At 70.9% G+C, this 17,716-nt stretch carries 14 protein-coding genes; 6 read left to right on the forward strand and 8 right to left on the reverse strand.

Going from position 1 to position 17,716, the window contains the following annotated elements; translation table 11 throughout:
- The first annotated feature begins 2 nt into the window (after positions 1–2).
- The gene (locus CRT60_RS02780) at positions 3–1,682 is read left to right on the forward strand and encodes an amidohydrolase (RefSeq protein ID WP_204561622.1); all 1,680 of its coding nucleotides are present in this window, start codon (positions 3–5) and stop codon (positions 1,680–1,682) included.
- A 2-nt stretch (positions 1,683–1,684) separates the two neighbouring features.
- Complete coding sequence (locus tag CRT60_RS02785) at positions 1,685–3,145, forward strand: FAD/NAD(P)-binding protein (protein WP_161957957.1); 1,461 nt, start codon at positions 1,685–1,687, stop codon at positions 3,143–3,145.
- Between the two features lie 9 nt (positions 3,146–3,154).
- Here CRT60_RS02785 and CRT60_RS02790 read toward each other — a convergent pair whose 3' ends face one another.
- The 8 genes from CRT60_RS02790 to CRT60_RS02825 all read right to left on the reverse strand — a co-directional run bounded on the left by CRT60_RS02790 (position 3,155) and on the right by CRT60_RS02825 (position 12,836).
- The gene (locus CRT60_RS02790) at positions 3,155–5,446 is read right to left on the reverse strand and encodes a molybdopterin-dependent oxidoreductase (protein WP_098734935.1); all 2,292 of its coding nucleotides are present in this window, start codon (positions 5,444–5,446) and stop codon (positions 3,155–3,157) included.
- Complete coding sequence (locus tag CRT60_RS02795) at positions 5,446–6,486, reverse strand: NrtA/SsuA/CpmA family ABC transporter substrate-binding protein (protein WP_098734936.1); 1,041 nt, start codon at positions 6,484–6,486, stop codon at positions 5,446–5,448. The genes CRT60_RS02790 and CRT60_RS02795 overlap by 1 nt, the downstream gene beginning before the upstream one ends.
- A 74-nt stretch (positions 6,487–6,560) precedes the next feature.
- On the reverse strand, positions 6,561–7,271 hold the full coding sequence (locus CRT60_RS02800; RefSeq protein WP_098734937.1) for an ABC transporter ATP-binding protein: 711 nt from the start codon (positions 7,269–7,271) through the stop codon (positions 6,561–6,563).
- Positions 7,268–8,143, reverse strand: a complete 876-nt coding sequence (locus CRT60_RS02805) for an ABC transporter permease subunit (protein WP_193548399.1) — start codon at positions 8,141–8,143, stop codon at positions 7,268–7,270. Before CRT60_RS02805 ends, CRT60_RS02800 begins: the two co-directional genes overlap by 4 nt.
- Positions 8,144–8,362: 219 nt before the next feature.
- A complete protein-coding gene (locus CRT60_RS02810) occupies positions 8,363–9,682 on the reverse strand; it encodes an LLM class flavin-dependent oxidoreductase (RefSeq protein WP_098734938.1) in 1,320 nt (439 codons plus the stop codon).
- 56 nt (positions 9,683–9,738) lie between these two features.
- Complete coding sequence (locus CRT60_RS02815; RefSeq protein ID WP_098734939.1) at positions 9,739–10,779, reverse strand: ABC transporter substrate-binding protein; 1,041 nt, start codon at positions 10,777–10,779, stop codon at positions 9,739–9,741.
- A 36-nt stretch (positions 10,780–10,815) separates the two neighbouring features.
- Entirely contained in the window at positions 10,816–11,163 is a 348-nt protein-coding gene (locus tag CRT60_RS02820) for a 4Fe-4S dicluster domain-containing protein (RefSeq protein WP_012975557.1), read from the reverse strand.
- Positions 11,160–12,836, reverse strand: coding sequence for an FAD-dependent oxidoreductase (locus CRT60_RS02825; RefSeq protein WP_098734940.1), 1,677 nt, complete (start codon positions 12,834–12,836; stop codon positions 11,160–11,162). Before CRT60_RS02825 ends, CRT60_RS02820 begins: the two co-directional genes overlap by 4 nt.
- Positions 12,837–13,130: 294 nt before the next feature.
- Between CRT60_RS02825 and CRT60_RS02830 the strand changes: the two genes are divergently transcribed.
- The 4 genes from CRT60_RS02830 to CRT60_RS02845 all read left to right on the forward strand — a co-directional run bounded on the left by CRT60_RS02830 (position 13,131) and on the right by CRT60_RS02845 (position 17,715).
- Positions 13,131–13,424 carry a co-chaperone GroES gene (locus CRT60_RS02830; protein WP_085557408.1) on the forward strand — a complete coding sequence of 98 codons (294 nt, stop codon included), beginning with the start codon at positions 13,131–13,133 and terminating at the stop codon, positions 13,422–13,424.
- A gap of 75 nt (positions 13,425–13,499) precedes the next feature.
- Positions 13,500–15,131, forward strand: a complete 1,632-nt coding sequence (groL, locus tag CRT60_RS02835) for a chaperonin GroEL (RefSeq protein WP_098734941.1) — start codon at positions 13,500–13,502, stop codon at positions 15,129–15,131.
- A gap of 204 nt (positions 15,132–15,335) precedes the next feature.
- Positions 15,336–16,487 (forward strand): ABC transporter substrate-binding protein, encoded by a 1,152-nt coding sequence (locus tag CRT60_RS02840; RefSeq protein WP_244592231.1) that lies wholly within the window; start codon positions 15,336–15,338, stop codon positions 16,485–16,487.
- A gap of 31 nt (positions 16,488–16,518) precedes the next feature.
- The gene (locus CRT60_RS02845; RefSeq protein WP_098734943.1) at positions 16,519–17,715 is read left to right on the forward strand and encodes an ABC transporter substrate-binding protein; all 1,197 of its coding nucleotides are present in this window, start codon (positions 16,519–16,521) and stop codon (positions 17,713–17,715) included.
- Position 17,716: the final 1 nt, after the last annotated feature.

The raw sequence follows: 17,716 nt of genomic DNA on the forward strand, positions 1-17,716 counted from the left end.
GGATGAGCGGACCGAGTTCTTCCCCCACCCTGATCCTGCGCAACGCCAACATCCTCACCTTCGATCCGGACCGGCCGCGCGCCAGCGCGGTGGCGCTGGCCGGCGACCGCATCCTCGCGGTCGGCGGGGAGGAGGTGGCGGCACTCGCCACCGCCGCCACTGAAGCCATCGACCTGGGTGGCGCGACGCTGATCCCCGGCTTCAACGACGCCCATGCCCATATGGAGCGCGAGGGGCTGAAGCGCCTGCGCCCCTCGCTTACCGGTGCCCGCAGCGTCGGCGACATTCTGGAGCGGGTGCGGGCGCTGGCGGCGGAGACGCCGCCCGGCCAGTGGATCGTCACCATGCCGATCGGCACGCCGCCCTTCTTCTTCGACGGAGCCGCGACCCTGGCCGAGGGAAGGCCGCCAGACCGGCACGAGCTGGACCGCGCGGCACCGGACCATCCCGTCTACATCCCCGGCCTGTTCGGCAACTGGGGCAAGCCGCCGGGCCACAGCGCGCTGAACAGCAGGGCGCTGGCGCTGAACGGCATCACCGCGGCCAGCCTGCCGACCTGCGCCGGCGTGGAGATCCTGAAGGATGCGCGCGGCGAGCCGACCGGCGTGATCGTCGAGCACAACAGCCGCCCGACCGTCGAGTTCGACCTGCTGCCGGCGGTTCCCCGCTTCGGCTTCGCCGAACGGCTGGAGGGCGTGCGGTTGTCCCAGAGGCTCTACAACGCCCAGGGCACCACCAGCATCTATGAGGGGCACGGCTCCGCGCCGCAGACCATCTCGGTCTACCGCCGCCTGTGGGAGCTGGGGGAACTGACGGTGCGGGTCGGGCTGGTGGTCAGCCCGAGCTGGGCCGACATCGCCGAGGCGCGCCGCGCCATGCGCGACTGGCTGGCCCATGCGCGCGGCGCCGGGCTGGGCGATCCCTGGCTGAGGCTGTCGGGCGTCCACATCGCCTATGGCGGCGACCCGGCGGTCGCCTGCTGCGCCCGCGACAATCTTCCCGACACCGGCTGGTCGGGCTTCGTCGAGCAGGCGCTGACCCCGGCCGACTTCCGCGAGGCCTGCTTCCTGGCCGCCGAGCACGATCTGCGCCTGCACACCATCGTCAGCGACAGGCTGCACGAGGTGGTGCCGGTGCTGGAGGCGGTCAACGAACGCCATCCGCTGTCCGGCCGCCGCTGGGTGATCGAGCATATCGGCCGGGCCCGGCTGTCCGACCTGGAGGCGCTGAAGCGGCTGGACGTGCTGGTGACGACGATCCCGACATACTTCCTGTGGAAGGGCGGGGCCGCTTATCTGGACGAGCCGGATGGCGGCGATCTGGTGGTGCCGCACGCCCATCTGCTGCGGCTGGGCATTCCGACCGCCATCGCCACCGACAACATCCCGCACGACCCCTTCTTCACCCTGTGGTCGGTCTGCAACCGGCTGGAACGGACCAGCGGCCGGGTGATCGGACCCGATCAGCGGCTGGATGCCGAAACGGCGCTGCGGCTGTTCACCGTGGCCGGCGCCGCCCTGACCTTCGACGAGGGGTGGAAGGGACCGCTGCGTCCCGGCTTCGCCGCCGACCTCGCGGTGCTGTCGGAGGATCCCACCGCCATCGACCCGGACCGGCTGCGCGACCTGCGCTGCCGTCTGACGCTGGTCGGCGGACGGATCGTCCATCGCGGGGGGCTGTGACCGTGCCGCGGCCGTTGCGGATCGTCATCGTCGGTGCCGGCGTGTCGGGCAGCGGCGTCGCGGCCGGGCTGGTGCGCGCCGGTGCCGCGGGCGGCTTCTCCGCCGAGGTGGAGCTTGTGGACCCGCGGCCGTCGCCCGGGGCCGGGCTGACCTACGCGGCGGGCGGCGACCCGCGCCACCGGGTGAATGTTCCCTCCGTCCGCATGGCGGCGGTGACCGGACGGCCGGCCGGGGAGGCCGGGAAGGGCGGCGAGGAGGATTTCCATCGCTGGTGCCTGGAGCGCGGCGTGCTGGAGGCCGATCCGGCCGGCTGGGCGGACGGGCTGCATTATCCGGCGCGGTCGGTGTTCGGGCGTTATCTCGACGAGAGGCTGCGCCCGCTGTTCGCCGCGGCCGGGCCGGTGCGGGTGACCCACCGGCGCGACCGTGCCGTCGCCGCCCGCCGGCTGGCATCGCCGCAGGGAACCGGGTTCGTCGTGGAGCTTGCCGGCGGCAGGGTGCTGGAGGCCGATGCGCTGGTGCTGTGCACCGGAAACCCGAGGCCCGAGCTGCCGGGTGTGCTGGCCGGGCTGGCAGGGCACCGGCGGGTCGTCGCCGATCCATGGGCGCCGGGCGCGCTCGATCCCATCGGCCGGACCGACCGGGTGCTGATCGTCGGCACCGGCCTGACCATGGCGGATGCGGTGTCGACCCTGCTTGGCCGCGGCCATCGCGGGCCGCTGACCGCCTTGTCGCGCCATGGTCTGGTGCCGCGACCCCGCCCTGCCGGGCATGCCGAGTCCTGGACCGATTTCGCCGCCGACCCGCCTTCCGGAGTCCGGGACCTGCTGCGCCGTGTGCGCGCTGCTGTCGCGGACGCCGGCAGGCAGGGGCGGCCCTGGACCGACGTGCTCGAAAGCCTGCGCCTTCAGAACGCTGCCTTGTGGGCGGCCCTTTCCGCCGACGAGCGGCGGCGGTTCCAGCGCCATCTGCGGCCCTGGTGGGACGCCCACCGCTTCCAGGCTGCCCCGCAGGTCGCCCGGCTGGTGGCGTCCGCGCAGGCGGACGGGCGTCTTGCGGTGCTGGCCGGCCGGCTGGCCGCGGCGAGTGCCGACGATCATCCGTCGGGCGGCGGCGATGGAGGTGGTGCTCTGTGGGTCGTCCATCGCCCGCGCGGCGGCGAAACCCTGGTCGGGCGCACGTATGATGCCGTGGTGAACTGCACCGGCGCCGGCCATGGCGCCTCGTTCAGGCGCAATCCGCTGCTGGCCGCCCTCGCCGGCCAGGGGCTGATCCGGCCCGATCCGCTCGGCATGGGGGTGGAGGTCGACGGGCGGCACCGGGCGCTGGACGCCGGTGGCCGGCCGGTATCCAGCCTGTTCGTCGTCGGTCCGCCGACCCGCGGCAGCCTGGGCGAGGTGGTCGGCGCATCGGAGATCGTCCCGCATGCGCTGGCGGTGGCGGAGGCTCTGGCGGCGTCGTGACGGTGCATCTCACGGACGGCCGACGAAGCGCGGCGGCTGGAAGGCGCGGATCGGCGGCAGCGGGGCGGTGAAGCGCTCGACCTCCACCAGGGCGCTTTGGGCCGAACAGCCCTGGGCAAGGGCCGAGGTGCCGGTGTCGGGCGTCACCATGTTGGGATTGCCGTGGGCGTCGAGGCTGCCGTCGGTGGCGGGATCGACCGGATCGTACCAGGCGCCGGTGGCGATCTGAAGCACGCCGGGCCGGATGCCGTCGGTCAGCACCGCACCGGCCAGGAAGGCGCCGCGCCGGTTGAACACCCGCACCACGTCGCCGTCGCCGATGCCGCGCGCCGCCGCGTCGCCCGGATGGATGCGGATCGGTTCCCGCCCGGCGATCTTGCTCTCGCGGCTGACCGCGCCATGATCGTACTGGCTGTGCAGGCGGGTCGCCGGCTGGCAGGACAGCAGATGCAGCGGGCCGTCGTCGCCCGCCAGCCCCGGATGGTCCGCCGGGTCGCGCCACACCGGATGGCCAGGGCAGTCGGGCAGGCCGAAACCGGCGATGATGGCGGAGCCGATCTCGATCCGGCCCGACGGGGTGGGCAGCGGCGATCCGTCCGGGTCGGCACGGAAGGCTTGCAGCAGGATTTTCTCCGGCTCGACCAGGGGGATTTCGGCCAGCCCGGCCGCCAGGAAGCTGCGGAAATCCGGCAGCGGCACCGGGGCGTTGAAGCGGCATTCCTCATAGAGCCGTTCCAGCCATTCCTCGGTGGTCAGCCCGCCGGTGAAGGCGTCCTCCACCCCCAGCCGGCGGGCGAGCCCGGCGAGGATGGCGTGGTCGTCGCGCGCCTCGCCGACCGGATCGAGGGCGCGGGCCATCCACACCAGAAAGCGGTCGCCGGTGGCGCCGCCGATGTCGTCGCGCTCCAGTGCCGTGGTCGCCGGCAGCACGATGTCGGCGAATTTCGCCTGGGCGGTCCAGAAGGGATCCTGGACGATGACCGTCTCCGGCCGCCGCCAAGCCCGGACCAGCCGGTTGATGTCCTGATGGTGGTGGAAGGCGTTGCCGCCGGCCCAATGGACCAGCCTGATGTCGGGATAGCGCCGCGTCTGCCCATTGTAGCGGTAGGAGGCGCCGGGGTTGAGCAGCATGTCGGCGACCGGGATGGCGGTGTCCACCGGGTTGCGCCCCTGCGGCAGCCGCGGCCCGGTCACCCGGCGCCGCCCCGACCCCATGGTGTTCATCACCGAATAGCCGACGCCCAGCCCGCCGCCGGGCGTGCCGATCTGGCCCAGCATCGCCGCCAGCGTCACCCCCATCCAGAAGGGCTGTTCGCCATGCACCGCCCGTTGCAGCGACCAAGCGAGATTCATCATGGTCCGGTTGCCGGCCATGCGGCGGGCGAGCGTCACGATGGTCTCAGCCGCCACCCCGGCGATGGCGGCGGCCCAGCCGGCATCCTTGGCGACGCCATCGGCTTCCCCGGTCAGATAGCGGCGGAACTCCCCGTAGCCGACGGTGCAGCGGGCAAGGAAATCGCCGTCCGCCAGCCCGTCCGTCACCAGCGTGTGGGCAAGGCCGAGCATGAAGGCGGTGTCGGTGCCGGGCCGGATGGCGATCCACTCCGCGCCGGCTACGTCGTCGAGGTCGTGGCGGACCGGGCCGACATTGACGAAGCGCACGCCGGCCGCCGCCAGCCGGCCCAGCGCCGGCTTGACCAGGTGGTCGCTGGCCCCGCCCGATCCGACCTGCGCGTTGCGGGCCGGCAGGCCGCCGAAGGCGACGAACAGCTCGCAGTGCTTTTCCAGACTGCTCCAGGCGGTCTGGGACAGCATCAGGTCGTCCATCGACGCCAGGATGCGCGGCATCAGCACCCGCCCGGCGCCCAGGCTGTAGGTGTCGCTGTGCGCCGTGTATCCGCCGATGCAGTTGAGGAAGCGGTGGAGTTGGCTCTGGGCATGGTGGAAGCGGCCGGCGCTGGCCCAGCCATAGGAGCCGCCGAAGATGGCGGCGTTGCCATGCTCGCGCCGCACCCGGTCCAGTTCGCGCGCGGCGAGGTCGAGCGCCTCATCCCACGACAGCTCGACGAACGGTTCGCGTCCGCGCCCGTCGCGCGATGCGGGGCCGTGGCGCAGGAAGCCTTCGCGCACCGCCGGCCGGCGGATGCGGGCGGGGGCGTCGATCCCGTCCACCACCGACCGGCCGATGGCCGACGGCGCCGCGTCCCACGGGGCCGGGTCCAGCGCGGTCAGCCTGCCGTCCGCCACCCGCGGCCGGTAGACACCCCAATGCGTCGCGGTGAAGCCGTCCCCGCCGCTCATCACAGTGCCGCCAGATGGTCGGCGACCCTGACCGGCTCCGGCAGGATGCGGCGGGCGACCAGCCAGTCGGCCGCCTTCTGGAGGTCGCCGACGAAGGCGGCGTCGCTGACCGGATAGAGCCGGTACTGCCGCTTCAGCGCGATGTAGCCGTCGCGGATCTCGTCGCGATAGCCGGCCTTGGCCTGGACGATGGTCTCCGCCTCCACCGTGTTGGCCGAGGCCCAGGCCGCTTCGGCGGTGAAGGCCGCGTTCAGGGCGCGGATCAGGGCCGGGTTCTCCTGCGCGAAGCGGCGGCGGGTCAGGTAGCTGGTGAAGTCGATCTGGAAATCGAGGTCGCGCTCCTCCTGGAAGATGTCGTGCGCCTTGTACTCCAGCCGGGCGATGTCGACGCCGGGGCTCCACATCGACCACGCGTCCACCTTGCCAGATGCCAGCGCCGGGGCGGCGTCGGGCGGGTTGAGATAGACGACATTGACCTTCGAGCGGTCGACGCCGTGCTTCTCCAGCGCCGCCACCAGCAGGAATTCGCCGAGGCCGGAGCGGTTGACCGCGACCGACCTGCCGACCAGATCGGTGATCCTGTCGATGCCGGAGCCGTCCTTGGCGATGATCGCGGTGGTGCGCGGGCTGTAGTTCAGGAACAGGCTGAAGACCAGCGGCGAGCCGGCGATGATGGCGGCCAGCGCCGGGGTGGTGCTGCCGCCGAAGCTGAAATCGGCGGTGCCGCCGGTCACCGCCTGCAAGGTCGGCGCATGGTTGGGGAAGGGGCCGAGCCATTCGACCTTGATGTTGTCCTTCGCCAGCATCTTCTCCAGCTCTCCCCGCTCCTTGGCGATGAAGGCCAGACCGGAGAAGCCCCAGGTCAGGCGGATGGTGTCGGTGTTGCGGCCGGCCGTGGTCTGGGTGGCGGCGCGGGCAGCCGGGAGGGAGCCCGCCAGCGGATCGAAGCCCGCGGCGAGGCCGGCGGCCCCGGCGCCGATCAGCGAACGGGCGAGGAAGGCGCGGCGGGTGGTGGTGCCGGGGCGGAACGGGTCGGTCATCGGAGAAGGCTCGTTCGGTCGGAAGAAGGGGCGGTCGGGAAAGGGGGCGGTCGGATTTGAAAGTCTGTGATCGGTCAGGCGGCGGCGGTTCCCTGCACGCCCAGCTCGGCCAGCAGCAGCGCGCTGAAGCGCTGGGGATCGGCGGCGGTCTCCGGCAGATGCTCGGCGGCGATGGCGCCGTCCCGCATCACCAGGATGCGGTCGGCCAGCCGGATCGCCTCATCCACGTCATGGGTCACCAGCAGGACGCCCGGCCGGTGGCGGGCCACCAGCTCCTTGACCATCCCGTGCATGCGGATGCGGGTCAGCGCGTCGAGCGCCGCGAAGGGCTCGTCGAGCAGCAGAAGCTCCGGCTCCTGCACCAGCGCCCTCGCCAGCGCCACGCGCTGGGCCTGACCGCCGGACAGGGTGCGCGGCCAGTCGTCCAGCCGGTTGCCCAAGCCCACCTCGGCCAGCGCCGCCGCCGCGGCGTCCCGCGCGCCGCGCTCCGGCAGGCCGAGCGAGACGTTGCGCCACAGGCTGTCCCAGGGCAGCAGGCGCGGCTCCTGGAACACCACCGCCGGCTTGCCGGGGGCGTCGATGCGGCCGCCCTGGATTGGGTCCAGCCCGGCCAGTGCCCGCAGCAGCGTGGTCTTGCCGCAGCCGCTCTCGCCCAGCAGGGCGACGAATTCGCCGCGGGCGATGCGCAGGTCCAGCGCGTCGATCACCACGCGGCGGCCATAGGCACGGCGCAGCCCGGTGACGGTGACGGCAGGGTCGGCGTCCGGGACGTGTTGGGTGCTCATCGGGCGGCTCCGTAATTCGGATGCCAGGCGAGCAGGCGGCGCTCCAGCAGCCGGGCCAGGCTGTCGGCCAGCACGCCGATCAGGGCGTAGATGACGATGGTCAGCACGATCACGTCGGTGCGCAGGAACTCGCGCGCATCCATGGCGAGGAAGCCCAGCCCGGCCTGCGCGCCGATGGTCTCCGCCACCACCAGCGCCAGCCATGCCGTCGCCAGCGCATAGCGGACGCCGGTGAGGATGGAGGGCAGGGCGCCCGGCAGGACGATCCGGCGGATCAGCAGCGCGGTGGACAGGCCGCGCACCCGGCCCAGCTCCAGCAGCTTGGGATCGACCTGCCGGATGCCGAGCGTGGTGTTGATGTAGACCGGGAAGGCGACGCCCAGCGAAACCAGGAAGATCTTCTGCCCCTCGCCGACGCCGAACCACACGATCACCAGCGGCAGCAGGGCCAGGAAGGGGATGGCGCGGATCATCTGCACGCTGCGGTCGACCAGCGCCTCGGCCAGCCGGGAGAAGCCGACCAGCGTGCCGAGCGCGAAGCCGATGCCGCCGCCGATGGCGAAGCCGGCCGCCGCCCGCAGCAGGCTGGTGCCGAGGTCGCGCAGCAGCGTGCCGTGCAGCGCCAGCTTCCAGGCGGTCGCCACCACCTTGCTGGGCGCCGGCAGCACATGCGGCGCGATCCAGCCGTTGCGGGCCAGCCACTCCCACACCGCGATCAGCAGGACCGGTGCGATCCAGGACAGGGCGACATGGGCTCTCGTTCCGATCCGGTGCTGTCCGTCGGAGATCGGGCGGCGCACCCGTTTCGCCGCGGCCGGGGCTTGCGGGGTGGCGGCGCGGCGGACGCCGAAACTGCTGTCGAGGCTGCTCATGCGGGATCTCCACGGCTGGGCAGGACGGCTTGTCGAGGAATGGGGAGTCGATTTGGCGCCGGTCGCGGCGGCAGATGGCATGGCCGGGCGGGAAGGCGGCGCGCCGGACAGGCGGGGCAATCAACCGATCCCAGCCTGATTTAATCTACTAAATCAGTCAACAAATAAAATTTATAACACCTATCATGTTTGTATATTTTGTCACCCTCAGCGGCAGCGTCACGCATAGCGTGACGCCGGCCGGTCCAGCCCGAGATGGTCGCGCAGCGTGGCCCCGCCGTATTCGCGCCGGAACAGGCCGCGCCGCTGCAATTCGGGCACCACCAGCGTCAGGAAGCCGTCGACGCCGCCCGGCAGATAGGGCGGCATCAGGACGAAGCCGTCGGCCGCCTGTTCGGTGACCCATTGTTCCAAAATGTCGGCGACCGTCTTCGGCGATCCGGCGGCGACGGCGAAGGACAGGCTCTCGACATAGGCGGCGCCGACCTCGGCGACGGTGGCGCCGCGCTCCAGCGCGTCGGCGATCACCCGCTGGAAGCGCCCGCGGCTGCCGGTGATGACGTCGCGCAGATCGGGGAAGGGGCCGTCCAGCGGATGGCGCGACAGGTCGTAGTTCATGCTGCCGGACATGAAGGTCAGACCGGCCACCGGGTCGATCAGCGCGCGCAGCTCGGCGCGGATGTCCTCGGCCTCGGCATCGCTGCGCCCGACGATGGGCATGATACCGGGCAGCACCTTGACGCTGCCGGGCGGGCGCCCGTTGGCGGCGACCTGGGCCTTGAAGGCGGCATAGGCCCGCTTGGCGCCGTCGAGGTCGGGCTGCACGGTGAAGACCAGATCGGCCTGCCGGGTGGCGATGTCCTGGAAGGTGCCGGACACGCCGGCCTGGATGACGACGGGATGGCCCTGCGGCGGCCGTTCGACGTTCAGCGGGCCGCGGACGCGGAAATGCCGCCCCTCATGGTCGATGTAATGGACGCGGCGGTCGTCGGCGAAGCGGCCGGACGCCTTGTCCGGCTGGATCGCGTCCTCCTCCCAGCTGTCCCACAGCTTGCGCACCACGTCGATGAACTCGTCGGCCCGCTCATAGCGGCTGGCATGGTCGAGATGGGCGGTGCGCCCGAAGTTGCGGGCCTCGCTGTCGCTGACCGAGGTGACGGCGTTCCACGCCGCCCGTCCGCCGCTGAGATGGTCGATGGTCGCGACCATGCGGGCGACGTGATAGGGCTCGGCATAGCTGGTCGACACCGTGGCGCCCAGGCCGATCCGGCCGGTGGCGCCGGCCAGCGCCGCGATCAGCGTCAGCGGTTCGGGCCGCGCGTTGGGCCGGCGGGCGACGGTGGCCGCCACCCCGCCGCCATAGAGATCGTCGAGGCCGAGCTTGTCGGCGACAAACAGCATGTCGAGCTTGGCGGCTTCGGCCTTCTGCGCCAGCTCGCGGTAGAAGCCGAGGTCGAACGGGCGCACGGTGCCGGCGTCGGGGTGACGCCAGCCGCCGGCGTGCATCCCGGCCTCGGTGCAGAACAGAGCCAGATGCATCGTGGTCTCGTCGGTCGGAAAAGGGAAAGCGGTCGGAAAGGGAAGGGCGGCCCGGTTCAGCCGGCGCGGGCCGATTGCGCCAGCAGGCCCGCGTCGAGGGCGAAGCTGCGGTCGGCATGGGCCGCCGCGGTGAAGGGCTTCTGGATCACGCCGATGCCGGTGTAGAAATCGGCGGTGGTCTGCAGGTCGGCGACGATGCCGTCATCCACCGCCACCGGGCGGAAACGCTCCAGCGTGAAGGCGGCGACGGCGATCTCCGGCGTCACCTTCACCAGATCGCCCCAGATGCGGGCATACTGCTCGACATTGCCGAGCGCCCAGATGCGGGCGGCGGCGACGCGGGCGACATAGTCCTGCAACAGCGGGCGCTTCTGTGCGATGGCGACATCGGTGGCGCTGATGAAGGCGTTGTTGTTCAGCAGGCCGCGGCCATCGACCAGAACCCTGCCGGTGCCGGCGACCACCTCCTGCGCGACATAGAGCGTCCAGATCGCCCAGGCATCCACCGTGCCGCTGGAAAAGGCCGATTTCGCTTCGGTCGGTTGCAGGAAGGCCAGCGTGGCGTCGCTCACCGACAGGCCGTTCGCCTTCAACGCGGCGACCACCAGATAATGGCCGATGGAGCCGCGCACCGCGGTGATCGTCCGCCCCTTCAGGTCGGCCACGGTGCGGATCGGCGAGTCCTTGCGCACCAGCAGGCCGATGCAGCCGGGATCGGAGCGGGCGGCGGAGATGATCCTGGCCGGCAGCCCGTTGGACAGGGCGAAGGCATGGGCGGCGTCGCCGGCGAAGCCCGCATCGATGGCGCCGGCGTTCAGCGCCTCCAGCACCGGTGCTGCCGCCGGGAAATCGGCGAACTCCAGTGTATAGGGGATGTCCTTCAACTGGCCGGAGGCTTCCAGCAGCGAGCGGATGGTGGACCGCTGGTCGCCGACCTTGAGGATGTCTCCGGCGGTGGCGGCGGTGGCGGCGGAGAAGGCTGGGCGGGACAGCAGCGGGGCCGCCAGGGCGGGGGCCAGCAGTCCGGCGGCGGCGGCTTTGCCGGCTCCGCTCAGCAGGCGGCGGCGCGACAGGGGGAACGGACGGTGCTCGGTCATCTTTGAAAATCCAGTTCGGGGAAAGCGGTGGCGGAGTCAGGACAGGGCCCGGGCACGGGCGAAGATCTGGTCCATCCGCCAATGTTCGTTGGCATAGCGCGGGTCGCCGGCCCATTCGTCCCAGCCGGAGTCGCGGCGGTAGCTGCCGCGCTGGCCGGAGCGTTCGACCTCTTCGGCGCTCACCGTGGCCGGCGTCTCGCAGTCGGGATCGACATAGAGCGCGTCGGGCTGGCAGTAGAGTTCGCACAGGAAGCAGGTCTGGCAGTCCTGCTGCCGGGCGATCACCGGCGGCCCGCCGCGGACGGCGTCGAAGACGTTGGTCGGGCAGACGCGGACGCAGACCTGGCATCCGGTGCAGCGGTCGGCGATGACGAGGCTGATCATGCGGCACCTGCCTGGGGTGTGGCGGGATGGTCGAGAGGCTGGGGGGCCGGGCCCTCGAAGCGGGACCACAGCCGGTCCAGCCCGCCGACGGTCAGGCGCCGGGCCAGAGCCGGGTGGCTGGCCGGGGCATCGACGCGCAGATGCATGCCGCGGCTTTCCGGCCGGACGAGTGCTGCGCGGGTGCACCAGCGGGCGACGGCGGTCAGGGCGGCGCTCTCGCGCGCCTGCACCGTTTCCCCCGCCGTGGCCGCCCCGTCGCCGTCCAGATGGTCGCGCAGGTCGCTCCACACCCCCTCCAGCCGCGACAGCGAGCGGGCCAGCGCTGGGCCGCGGCGGAAGATGGTCTTGTCGTAGGGCAGCATCTCGGCCTGGACGGCGGCGGTGACGGCGCGCGGATCGACCGCCGCGGCGTGGCGCGCCGGGCGCAGTCCGGCCTGTCCCAGCGGACGGGCGGGAGTGTCGGTGCGCCGGCCGTGGCGGGCCGCCCGCGCCGCGGCGGCGCGTCCGGCGATCACGCCCGACGACAGCGCCCAGGCGGCCAGGATGGCGCCGCCGCCCGACACCGCCCCCGCCACCGGCTCGCGCGTTGCGGCATCGCCGACGACGAACAGCCCGTCGGCGGCGGTGCCGCAGTCGTCGTCCGCCAGCCGGATGCCGCCGGACCCGCGGATGGTGCCCTCCGGCCGCAACAGCACGGGAAAGCGTTGGGTGAAGGGATCGACGCCGCCCCCGCCACCACCAACACCTGCGCCACTGCGGTCGAAGGGCAGCATCATGTTGGGCTGCACCCGGCGCAGCCGCTCGCGGATGTCCGCCGGCATGCGGTGCAGGCTGCACAGCACCGGCCCTTCCAGCATGGCGCGGGCCAGCGTCCGGGTGGTGTCGCCGGGCGGCACGGCGATCTCCCGTCCCTCGCCGTCGTAATAGGTGGCGAAGGCGAAGGACATCGACCGGGTCATGGTCGAATGGGCCGGCGACACCGTGTGGTAGGTGGAGAACTCCATGCCGGAGAAATCCACCCCGGCCTCCGCCGCCATCAGGTGGCCGTCGCCGGTGTTGGTGTGGCTGCCGAGAAGCCGCGACTTGAAGGCGCACCCGCCGGTCGCCAGGATCACCGCCCCGGCGCGCACGGTCCAGGCCTCGCCCCGCTGGCGGCGCAGGCCGCGCGCGCCGACGATGGTCCCATCGGAGTCGGCCAGCAGTTCCAGCGCCGGACTCTGGTCGAGGATGCGGACGCCGAGCCTGTGGATCTTCCGGCGCATCGCCCGCAGATATTCCGGCCCGCGCAGGCCGCGGTACTGCACCGTTCCGGCCTCGTCGGTGGAGAAGTCGTAGACATCGGCGATGGTCGGCAGGGTGGTCCAGGTGATGTCGAGGATCCGCTCCATCCAGGCCGGGTCGGCGATGCCGCCGGCAATCGCCATGCGCTGGCGGATCGCCTCGGCCCGCGCGTCTGGATCGGGGGGCACCCACCAGTGGCCGGGACCAGAGGTGGCGGCGACCCCGCTGGCGCCGCAATAGCCCTTGTCGGCCAGCACCACCCTGGCCCCGGCCTGTGCCGCCGCCAGCGCCGCCCAGGTCCCCGACAGGCCGCCGCCGATCACCAGCACGTCGGCGGCGATGGCCGGCAATTCCGCGATGGGCGGAGTGGTCGATCCCTGGATGTTCGGCATTTCTGTGAAACTCCGCCGCTTCGATGCATCTGTGTGTTGTTTCTTACAATACCGCGGCGGCACCCCGTCAATTTTGGAATGCTCATGATTTCATTGAGTTTCTCAAATGAGTCGGATGCCGGCGGCCCTGGCGGGATCAATAATAACACCATAAAAATGTATAAGAAAAACACAAAACACTATCTTTACAGTAGGAATAAACAGTGATTAAGCTCTGTCCCTACGGTGAATGCGGGGCGCCGCACATGACCCCCAGAGGGGCCCGAACGAGGCCCGAACCAGGAGACACCAGGCATGCCGTTCCGTCCGTTGCACGACCGCGTCGTCGTCCGCCGTGTGGCGCAGGAGGAAAAGTCGAAGGGCGGGATCATCATCCCCGACACCGCCAAGGAGAAGCCGCAGGAGGCCGAGGTGATCGCCGTCGGTCCCGGCGTGCGCGACGACCAGGGCCGCATCCACCCGCTCGACGTGAAAATCGGCGACCGGGTGGTCTTCGGCAAATGGTCGGGCACCGAGATCAAGGTGCAGGGCGAGGATCTGCTGGTCATCAAGGAATCCGACATCGTCGGCGTGGTCGAGCCCGCCTGACGCCTCCGCCCAGGCAGAACCGCCCGTTTCCGCTGGAACCCACCCAAAAAAGACTTCGATAAAAAGGACATCGCCATGGCCGCCAAGGACGTCAAATTCTCCGCCGATGCCCGCGACCGCATCCTGCGCGGCGTCGATACCCTCGCCAATGCCGTGAAGGTCACGCTGGGCCCGAAGGGCCGCAACGTCGTGATCGAGAAATCCTTCGGCGCCCCCCGCATCACCAAGGACGGCGTGACGGTCGCCAAGGAGATCGAACTGGCCGACCGCTTCGAGAATCTCGGTGCCCAACTGGTGCGCGAGGTGGCGTCGAAGACCGCCGATCTGGCCGGCGACGGCACCACCACCGCCACCGTGCTGGCCCAGGCCATCGTCCGCGAGGGCGCCAAGGCAGTCGCCGCCGGGCTGAACCCGCTGGACCTCAAGCGCGGCATCGACCGCGCCGTCGCCGCGGTGATCGCCGACGTGAAGGAGCGGGCCAAGACCATCGCCACCAACGACGAGGTGGCGCAGGTCGGCACCATCTCCGCCAACGGCGAGCGCGCCATCGGCGCCATCATCGCCGAGGCGGTGTCCAAGGTCGGCAACGACGGCGTCATCACGGTGGAGGAGGCCAAGAGCCTGGAGACCGAGCTGAACGTGGTCGAAGGGCTTCAGTTCGACCGCGGCTATCTCTCGCCCTACTTCGTCACCAACGCCGAGAAGCTGGTCGTCGATTTCGACAACCCCTACATCCTGATCCACGACAAGAAGCTGTCCAGCCTGCAGCCGCTGCTGCCGGTGCTGGAGGCGGTGGTGCAGTCCTCCCGCCCGCTGCTGATCGTCGCTGAGGATGTCGAGGGCGAGGCGCTGGCGACGCTGGTGGTCAACAAGCTGCGCGGCGGGCTGAAGATCGCCGCGGTGAAGGCGCCGGGCTTCGGCGACCGCCGCAAGGCGATCCTGGAGGACATCGCCGTCCTCACCAACGGGCAGGTGATCAGCGAGGACATCGGCCTCAAGCTGGAGACCGTCACGCTGGCCGATCTCGGCACCGCCAAGCGGGTGGTGATCGCCAAGGAGGAGACCACGGTCATCGACGGGGCCGGCGGCCGCGAGGCCATCGACGCCCGCATCGCTCAGATCCGCGCCCAGATCGAGGAAACCACCTCGGACTACGACCGCGAGAAGTTGCAGGAGCGGCTGGCCAAGCTGTCGGGCGGCGTCGCGGTGATCCGCGTCGGCGGCTCGACCGAGGTCGAGGTGAAGGAGCGCAAGGACCGCGTGGACGATGCCGTCCACGCCACCCGCGCCGCCATCGCCGAGGGCATCGTGCCCGGCGGCGGCGTCACCCTGCTCTATGCCACCCGCGCCATCGATGCGGTGGTGCCGGTCAACGACGACGAGCGCGTCGGCATCGACATCGTGCGGCGCGCGCTTCAGGCGCCGGTGCGCCAGATCGCCGAGAATGCCGGGGCCGACGGGTCGGTCATCGTCGGCAAGCTGCTGGAGGGGGGCGACACCGCCTTCGGCTACGACGCGCAGACCGGCGAGTTCACCGACCTGCTGAAGGCCGGCATCATCGATCCGGCCAAGGTCGTGCGCATCGCCTTGCAGGACGCGGCGTCGGTCGCCGGCCTGCTGATCACCACCGAGGCGCTGATCGTCGAGCGTCCGGAACCGAAGTCCCCGGCGGCATCGGCCGGGGCCGGCGGCGGTTACGATTTCTGATCGCGACCGCCAGGACGCAGGCGGGCGGAGCGACCCTTGTCCTTCCGGCGCTCCGCCCCGCCCGCGTCCCGTCCTCCCGTGCCTGAAGCCGCCGCCCGTCAGCGGGTCCACGCCCCGGTGCCGGGCGGCGGCCTTTTTTCGAATGCGTGCCGAAAGCCTTTTGGAGACGACGCCATGCCCCAGCCTGCGCTTTCCCGACGTTCAGTGCTTTTCCACACCCTGGCCGGAGGTTTGGCGCTCGCCTGCATCGCGATGTCCGGCGGGCCGGCGAACGCGGCTGCCGGCGAGCCGCTGTGGTTCGGCGTCAGCGGGCCGCTGACCGGTCCCAGCGCGCAGTATGGCGCGCAGTGGAAGAAGGGCTTCGACCTGGCGCTCGACCGGATCAACGCTGCCGGCGGGGTGAAGGGCCGTCCGCTGCGCTACGTGTTCGAGGACAGCCAGAACGATCCGCGCCAGTCCATCGCCATCGCCCAGAAATTCGTCGCCGACCCGAAGATCCTGATCGAGCTGGGCGACTTCTCCAGCCCGGCGTCGATGGCCGCCTCGCCGATCTACCAGCGGGCCGGGCTGGTGCAGTTCGGCTTCACCAACTCCCACCCCGACTTCACCAGGGGCGGCGACTTCGTCTGGAGCAATTCCATCAGCCAGGCGGAGGAGCAGCCGAACGTCGCCGATTTCGCGGTCACCTCGCTGAAGCTCAAGCGGCTGGCGGTGCTGCACCTCAACACCGACTGGGGCCGCACCAGCAAGGACATCTTCGTCAAGGCGGCAAGGGAGCGCGGGGCGGAGGTCGTCGCCACCGAGGGCTACCTGCCCGACGAGAAGGACTTCCGCTCCACCCTGGTGCGGGTGCGCGAGGCCAATCCCGACGGCATCGTCCTGATCTCCTACTATGCCGACGGCGCGGCCATCGCCCGGCAGCTGAAGCCGGTCGGTCTCAACCAGCCGGTGGTCGCGGTGGGGTCCGTCTATTCGCCCAAGTTTCTCGAACTGGGTGGCGAGGCGGTCAACGGTGTCCACACCCGCGCCAACTTCTTTCCAGCGGAACCTCGTCCGGAGGTGCAGGGCTTCGTCGCCGCCTACCGTGCGAAGTACCAGGAGGAGCCGGACGCTTTTTCCGCTTACGCCTATGACGCGGTGCTGGTGGCGCAGCGGGTGATCGAGGCCGGCGGCACCGACCGCACCGCGATCCGCGACGCCTTTCCCCGCGTGAAGGACATCCCCAGCGTCATCTTCGGCAAGGCGACCTTCGATCCGGAGACGCGCCGCGTGTCCGGCGTGCGCAACGTCAAGCTGGTGGTCAGGGACGGCGCCTTCGCCCTGTGGGACGGCAGCCTCCCCGCCGCCACCAACTGATCCGATTTCTTGTAGTTTGAAAGCGATTCCGATGCTCGATCTGTTTCTCCGCTCCACCGCGCTGGTCGCCGGCACCCTGTCGCTGCTGACCGCGCTCGGCGTCGTCCAGCCGGCCTTCTCGCAGCCGGCCGATCCGGCGAAGGATCCTGTGGTGCTCGGCGTCAGCGGGCCGCTGACCGGCCAATATGCGCAGTATGGCGCGCAGTGGCAGCGCGGCTTCGATCTGGCGCTGGAGCAGGTGAATGCCGGCGGCGGCATCCAGGGCCGCCCGCTGCGCGTCCAGTTCGAGGACAGCCAGAGCGATCCCAAGCAGACCGTCGCCATCGCCCGCAAGTTCGTCGCCGACGGCCGCATCGTCGCCGAGCTGGGCGACTTCACCAGCGCGGCGTCGATGGCGGCCTCGCCCATCTATCAGAATGGCGGGCTGGTGCAGTTCGGCTTCACCAATTCGCACCCGGATTTCACCAGGGGCGGCGATTTCGTCTGGAGCAACGCGCTCAACCAGGCGGAGGAGATGCCGGTCCTGGCCGATTACGCGGTGACGGCGCTGGGTCTGAAGCGCGTCGCCCTGCTGTTCATCAACAACGACTGGGGCCGCACCAGCAAGGACCTGTTCGCCAAGGCGGCGAAGGAGCGCGGGGCGGAGGTGGTCGGTGCCGAGGGCTATCTGGCCGACGAGAAGGATTTCCGCTCCGCCCTGGTCCGGGTGCGCGACACGAAGCCGGACGGCATCGTGCTGGTCTCCTACTATGCCGACGGCGCCCAGATCACCCGCCAGCTGCGCGAGGCCGGGCTGACCCAGCCGGTGGTGGCAGCCGGGTCGGTCTATTCGCCCAAGTTCCTTGAGCTGGGCGGGGCGGCGGTCGAGGGCGTCCACACCACCACCCCCTTCTTCCCCGGCGACCCGCGGCCGGAGGTCCAGACCTTCGTCAAGGCCTACAGCGCCAAATACGGGTTGGAGCCGGATGCCTATTCCAGCCGCGCCTACGACGCGCTTCTGCTGCTGGCCACCGTGATCCGGCAGAGCGGCACCGACCGCACCGCCGTCCGCGACGGGCTCGCCACCGTCAAGGATGCGCCGAGCGTCGTCTACGGCACCGTCCGCTTCGATCCGCAGACCCGCCGTGTCGACAAGCCGCTGAGCACGCGGCTCGTCGTGAAGAACGGCGGCTTCGCCCTGTGGGAGCAGGCGGGGCGGGACCCGGCTACGGCCAAGGCCGCGAACTGAC

Source organism: Azospirillum palustre, from assembly GCF_002573965.1.
Taxonomy (GTDB): domain Bacteria; phylum Pseudomonadota; class Alphaproteobacteria; order Azospirillales; family Azospirillaceae; genus Azospirillum; species Azospirillum palustre.

Bases quoted from the DNA above. Each gene is read 5' to 3' on its own strand.
- CRT60_RS02780 (WP_204561622.1), top strand. From the start codon at position 3: ATGAGCGGACCGAGTTCTTCCCCCACCCTGATCCTGCGCAACGCCAAC.
- CRT60_RS02790 (WP_098734935.1), bottom strand. From the start codon at position 5,446: ATGAGCGGCGGGGACGGCTTCACCGCGACGCATTGGGGTGTCTACCGG.
- CRT60_RS02795 (WP_098734936.1), bottom strand. From the start codon at position 6,486: ATGACCGACCCGTTCCGCCCCGGCACCACCACCCGCCGCGCCTTCCTC.
- CRT60_RS02800 (WP_098734937.1), bottom strand. From the start codon at position 7,271: ATGAGCACCCAACACGTCCCGGACGCCGACCCTGCCGTCACCGTCACC.
- CRT60_RS02805 (WP_193548399.1), bottom strand. From the start codon at position 8,143: ATGAGCAGCCTCGACAGCAGTTTCGGCGTCCGCCGCGCCGCCACCCCG.
- CRT60_RS02810 (WP_098734938.1), bottom strand. From the start codon at position 9,682: ATGCATCTGGCTCTGTTCTGCACCGAGGCCGGGATGCACGCCGGCGGC.
- CRT60_RS02815 (WP_098734939.1), bottom strand. From the start codon at position 10,779: ATGACCGAGCACCGTCCGTTCCCCCTGTCGCGCCGCCGCCTGCTGAGC.
- CRT60_RS02820 (WP_012975557.1), bottom strand. From the start codon at position 11,163: ATGATCAGCCTCGTCATCGCCGACCGCTGCACCGGATGCCAGGTCTGC.
- CRT60_RS02825 (WP_098734940.1), bottom strand. From the start codon at position 12,836: ATGCCGAACATCCAGGGATCGACCACTCCGCCCATCGCGGAATTGCCG.
- CRT60_RS02830 (WP_085557408.1), top strand. From the start codon at position 13,131: ATGCCGTTCCGTCCGTTGCACGACCGCGTCGTCGTCCGCCGTGTGGCG.
- groL (WP_098734941.1), top strand. From the start codon at position 13,500: ATGGCCGCCAAGGACGTCAAATTCTCCGCCGATGCCCGCGACCGCATC.
- CRT60_RS02845 (WP_098734943.1), top strand. From the start codon at position 16,519: ATGCTCGATCTGTTTCTCCGCTCCACCGCGCTGGTCGCCGGCACCCTG.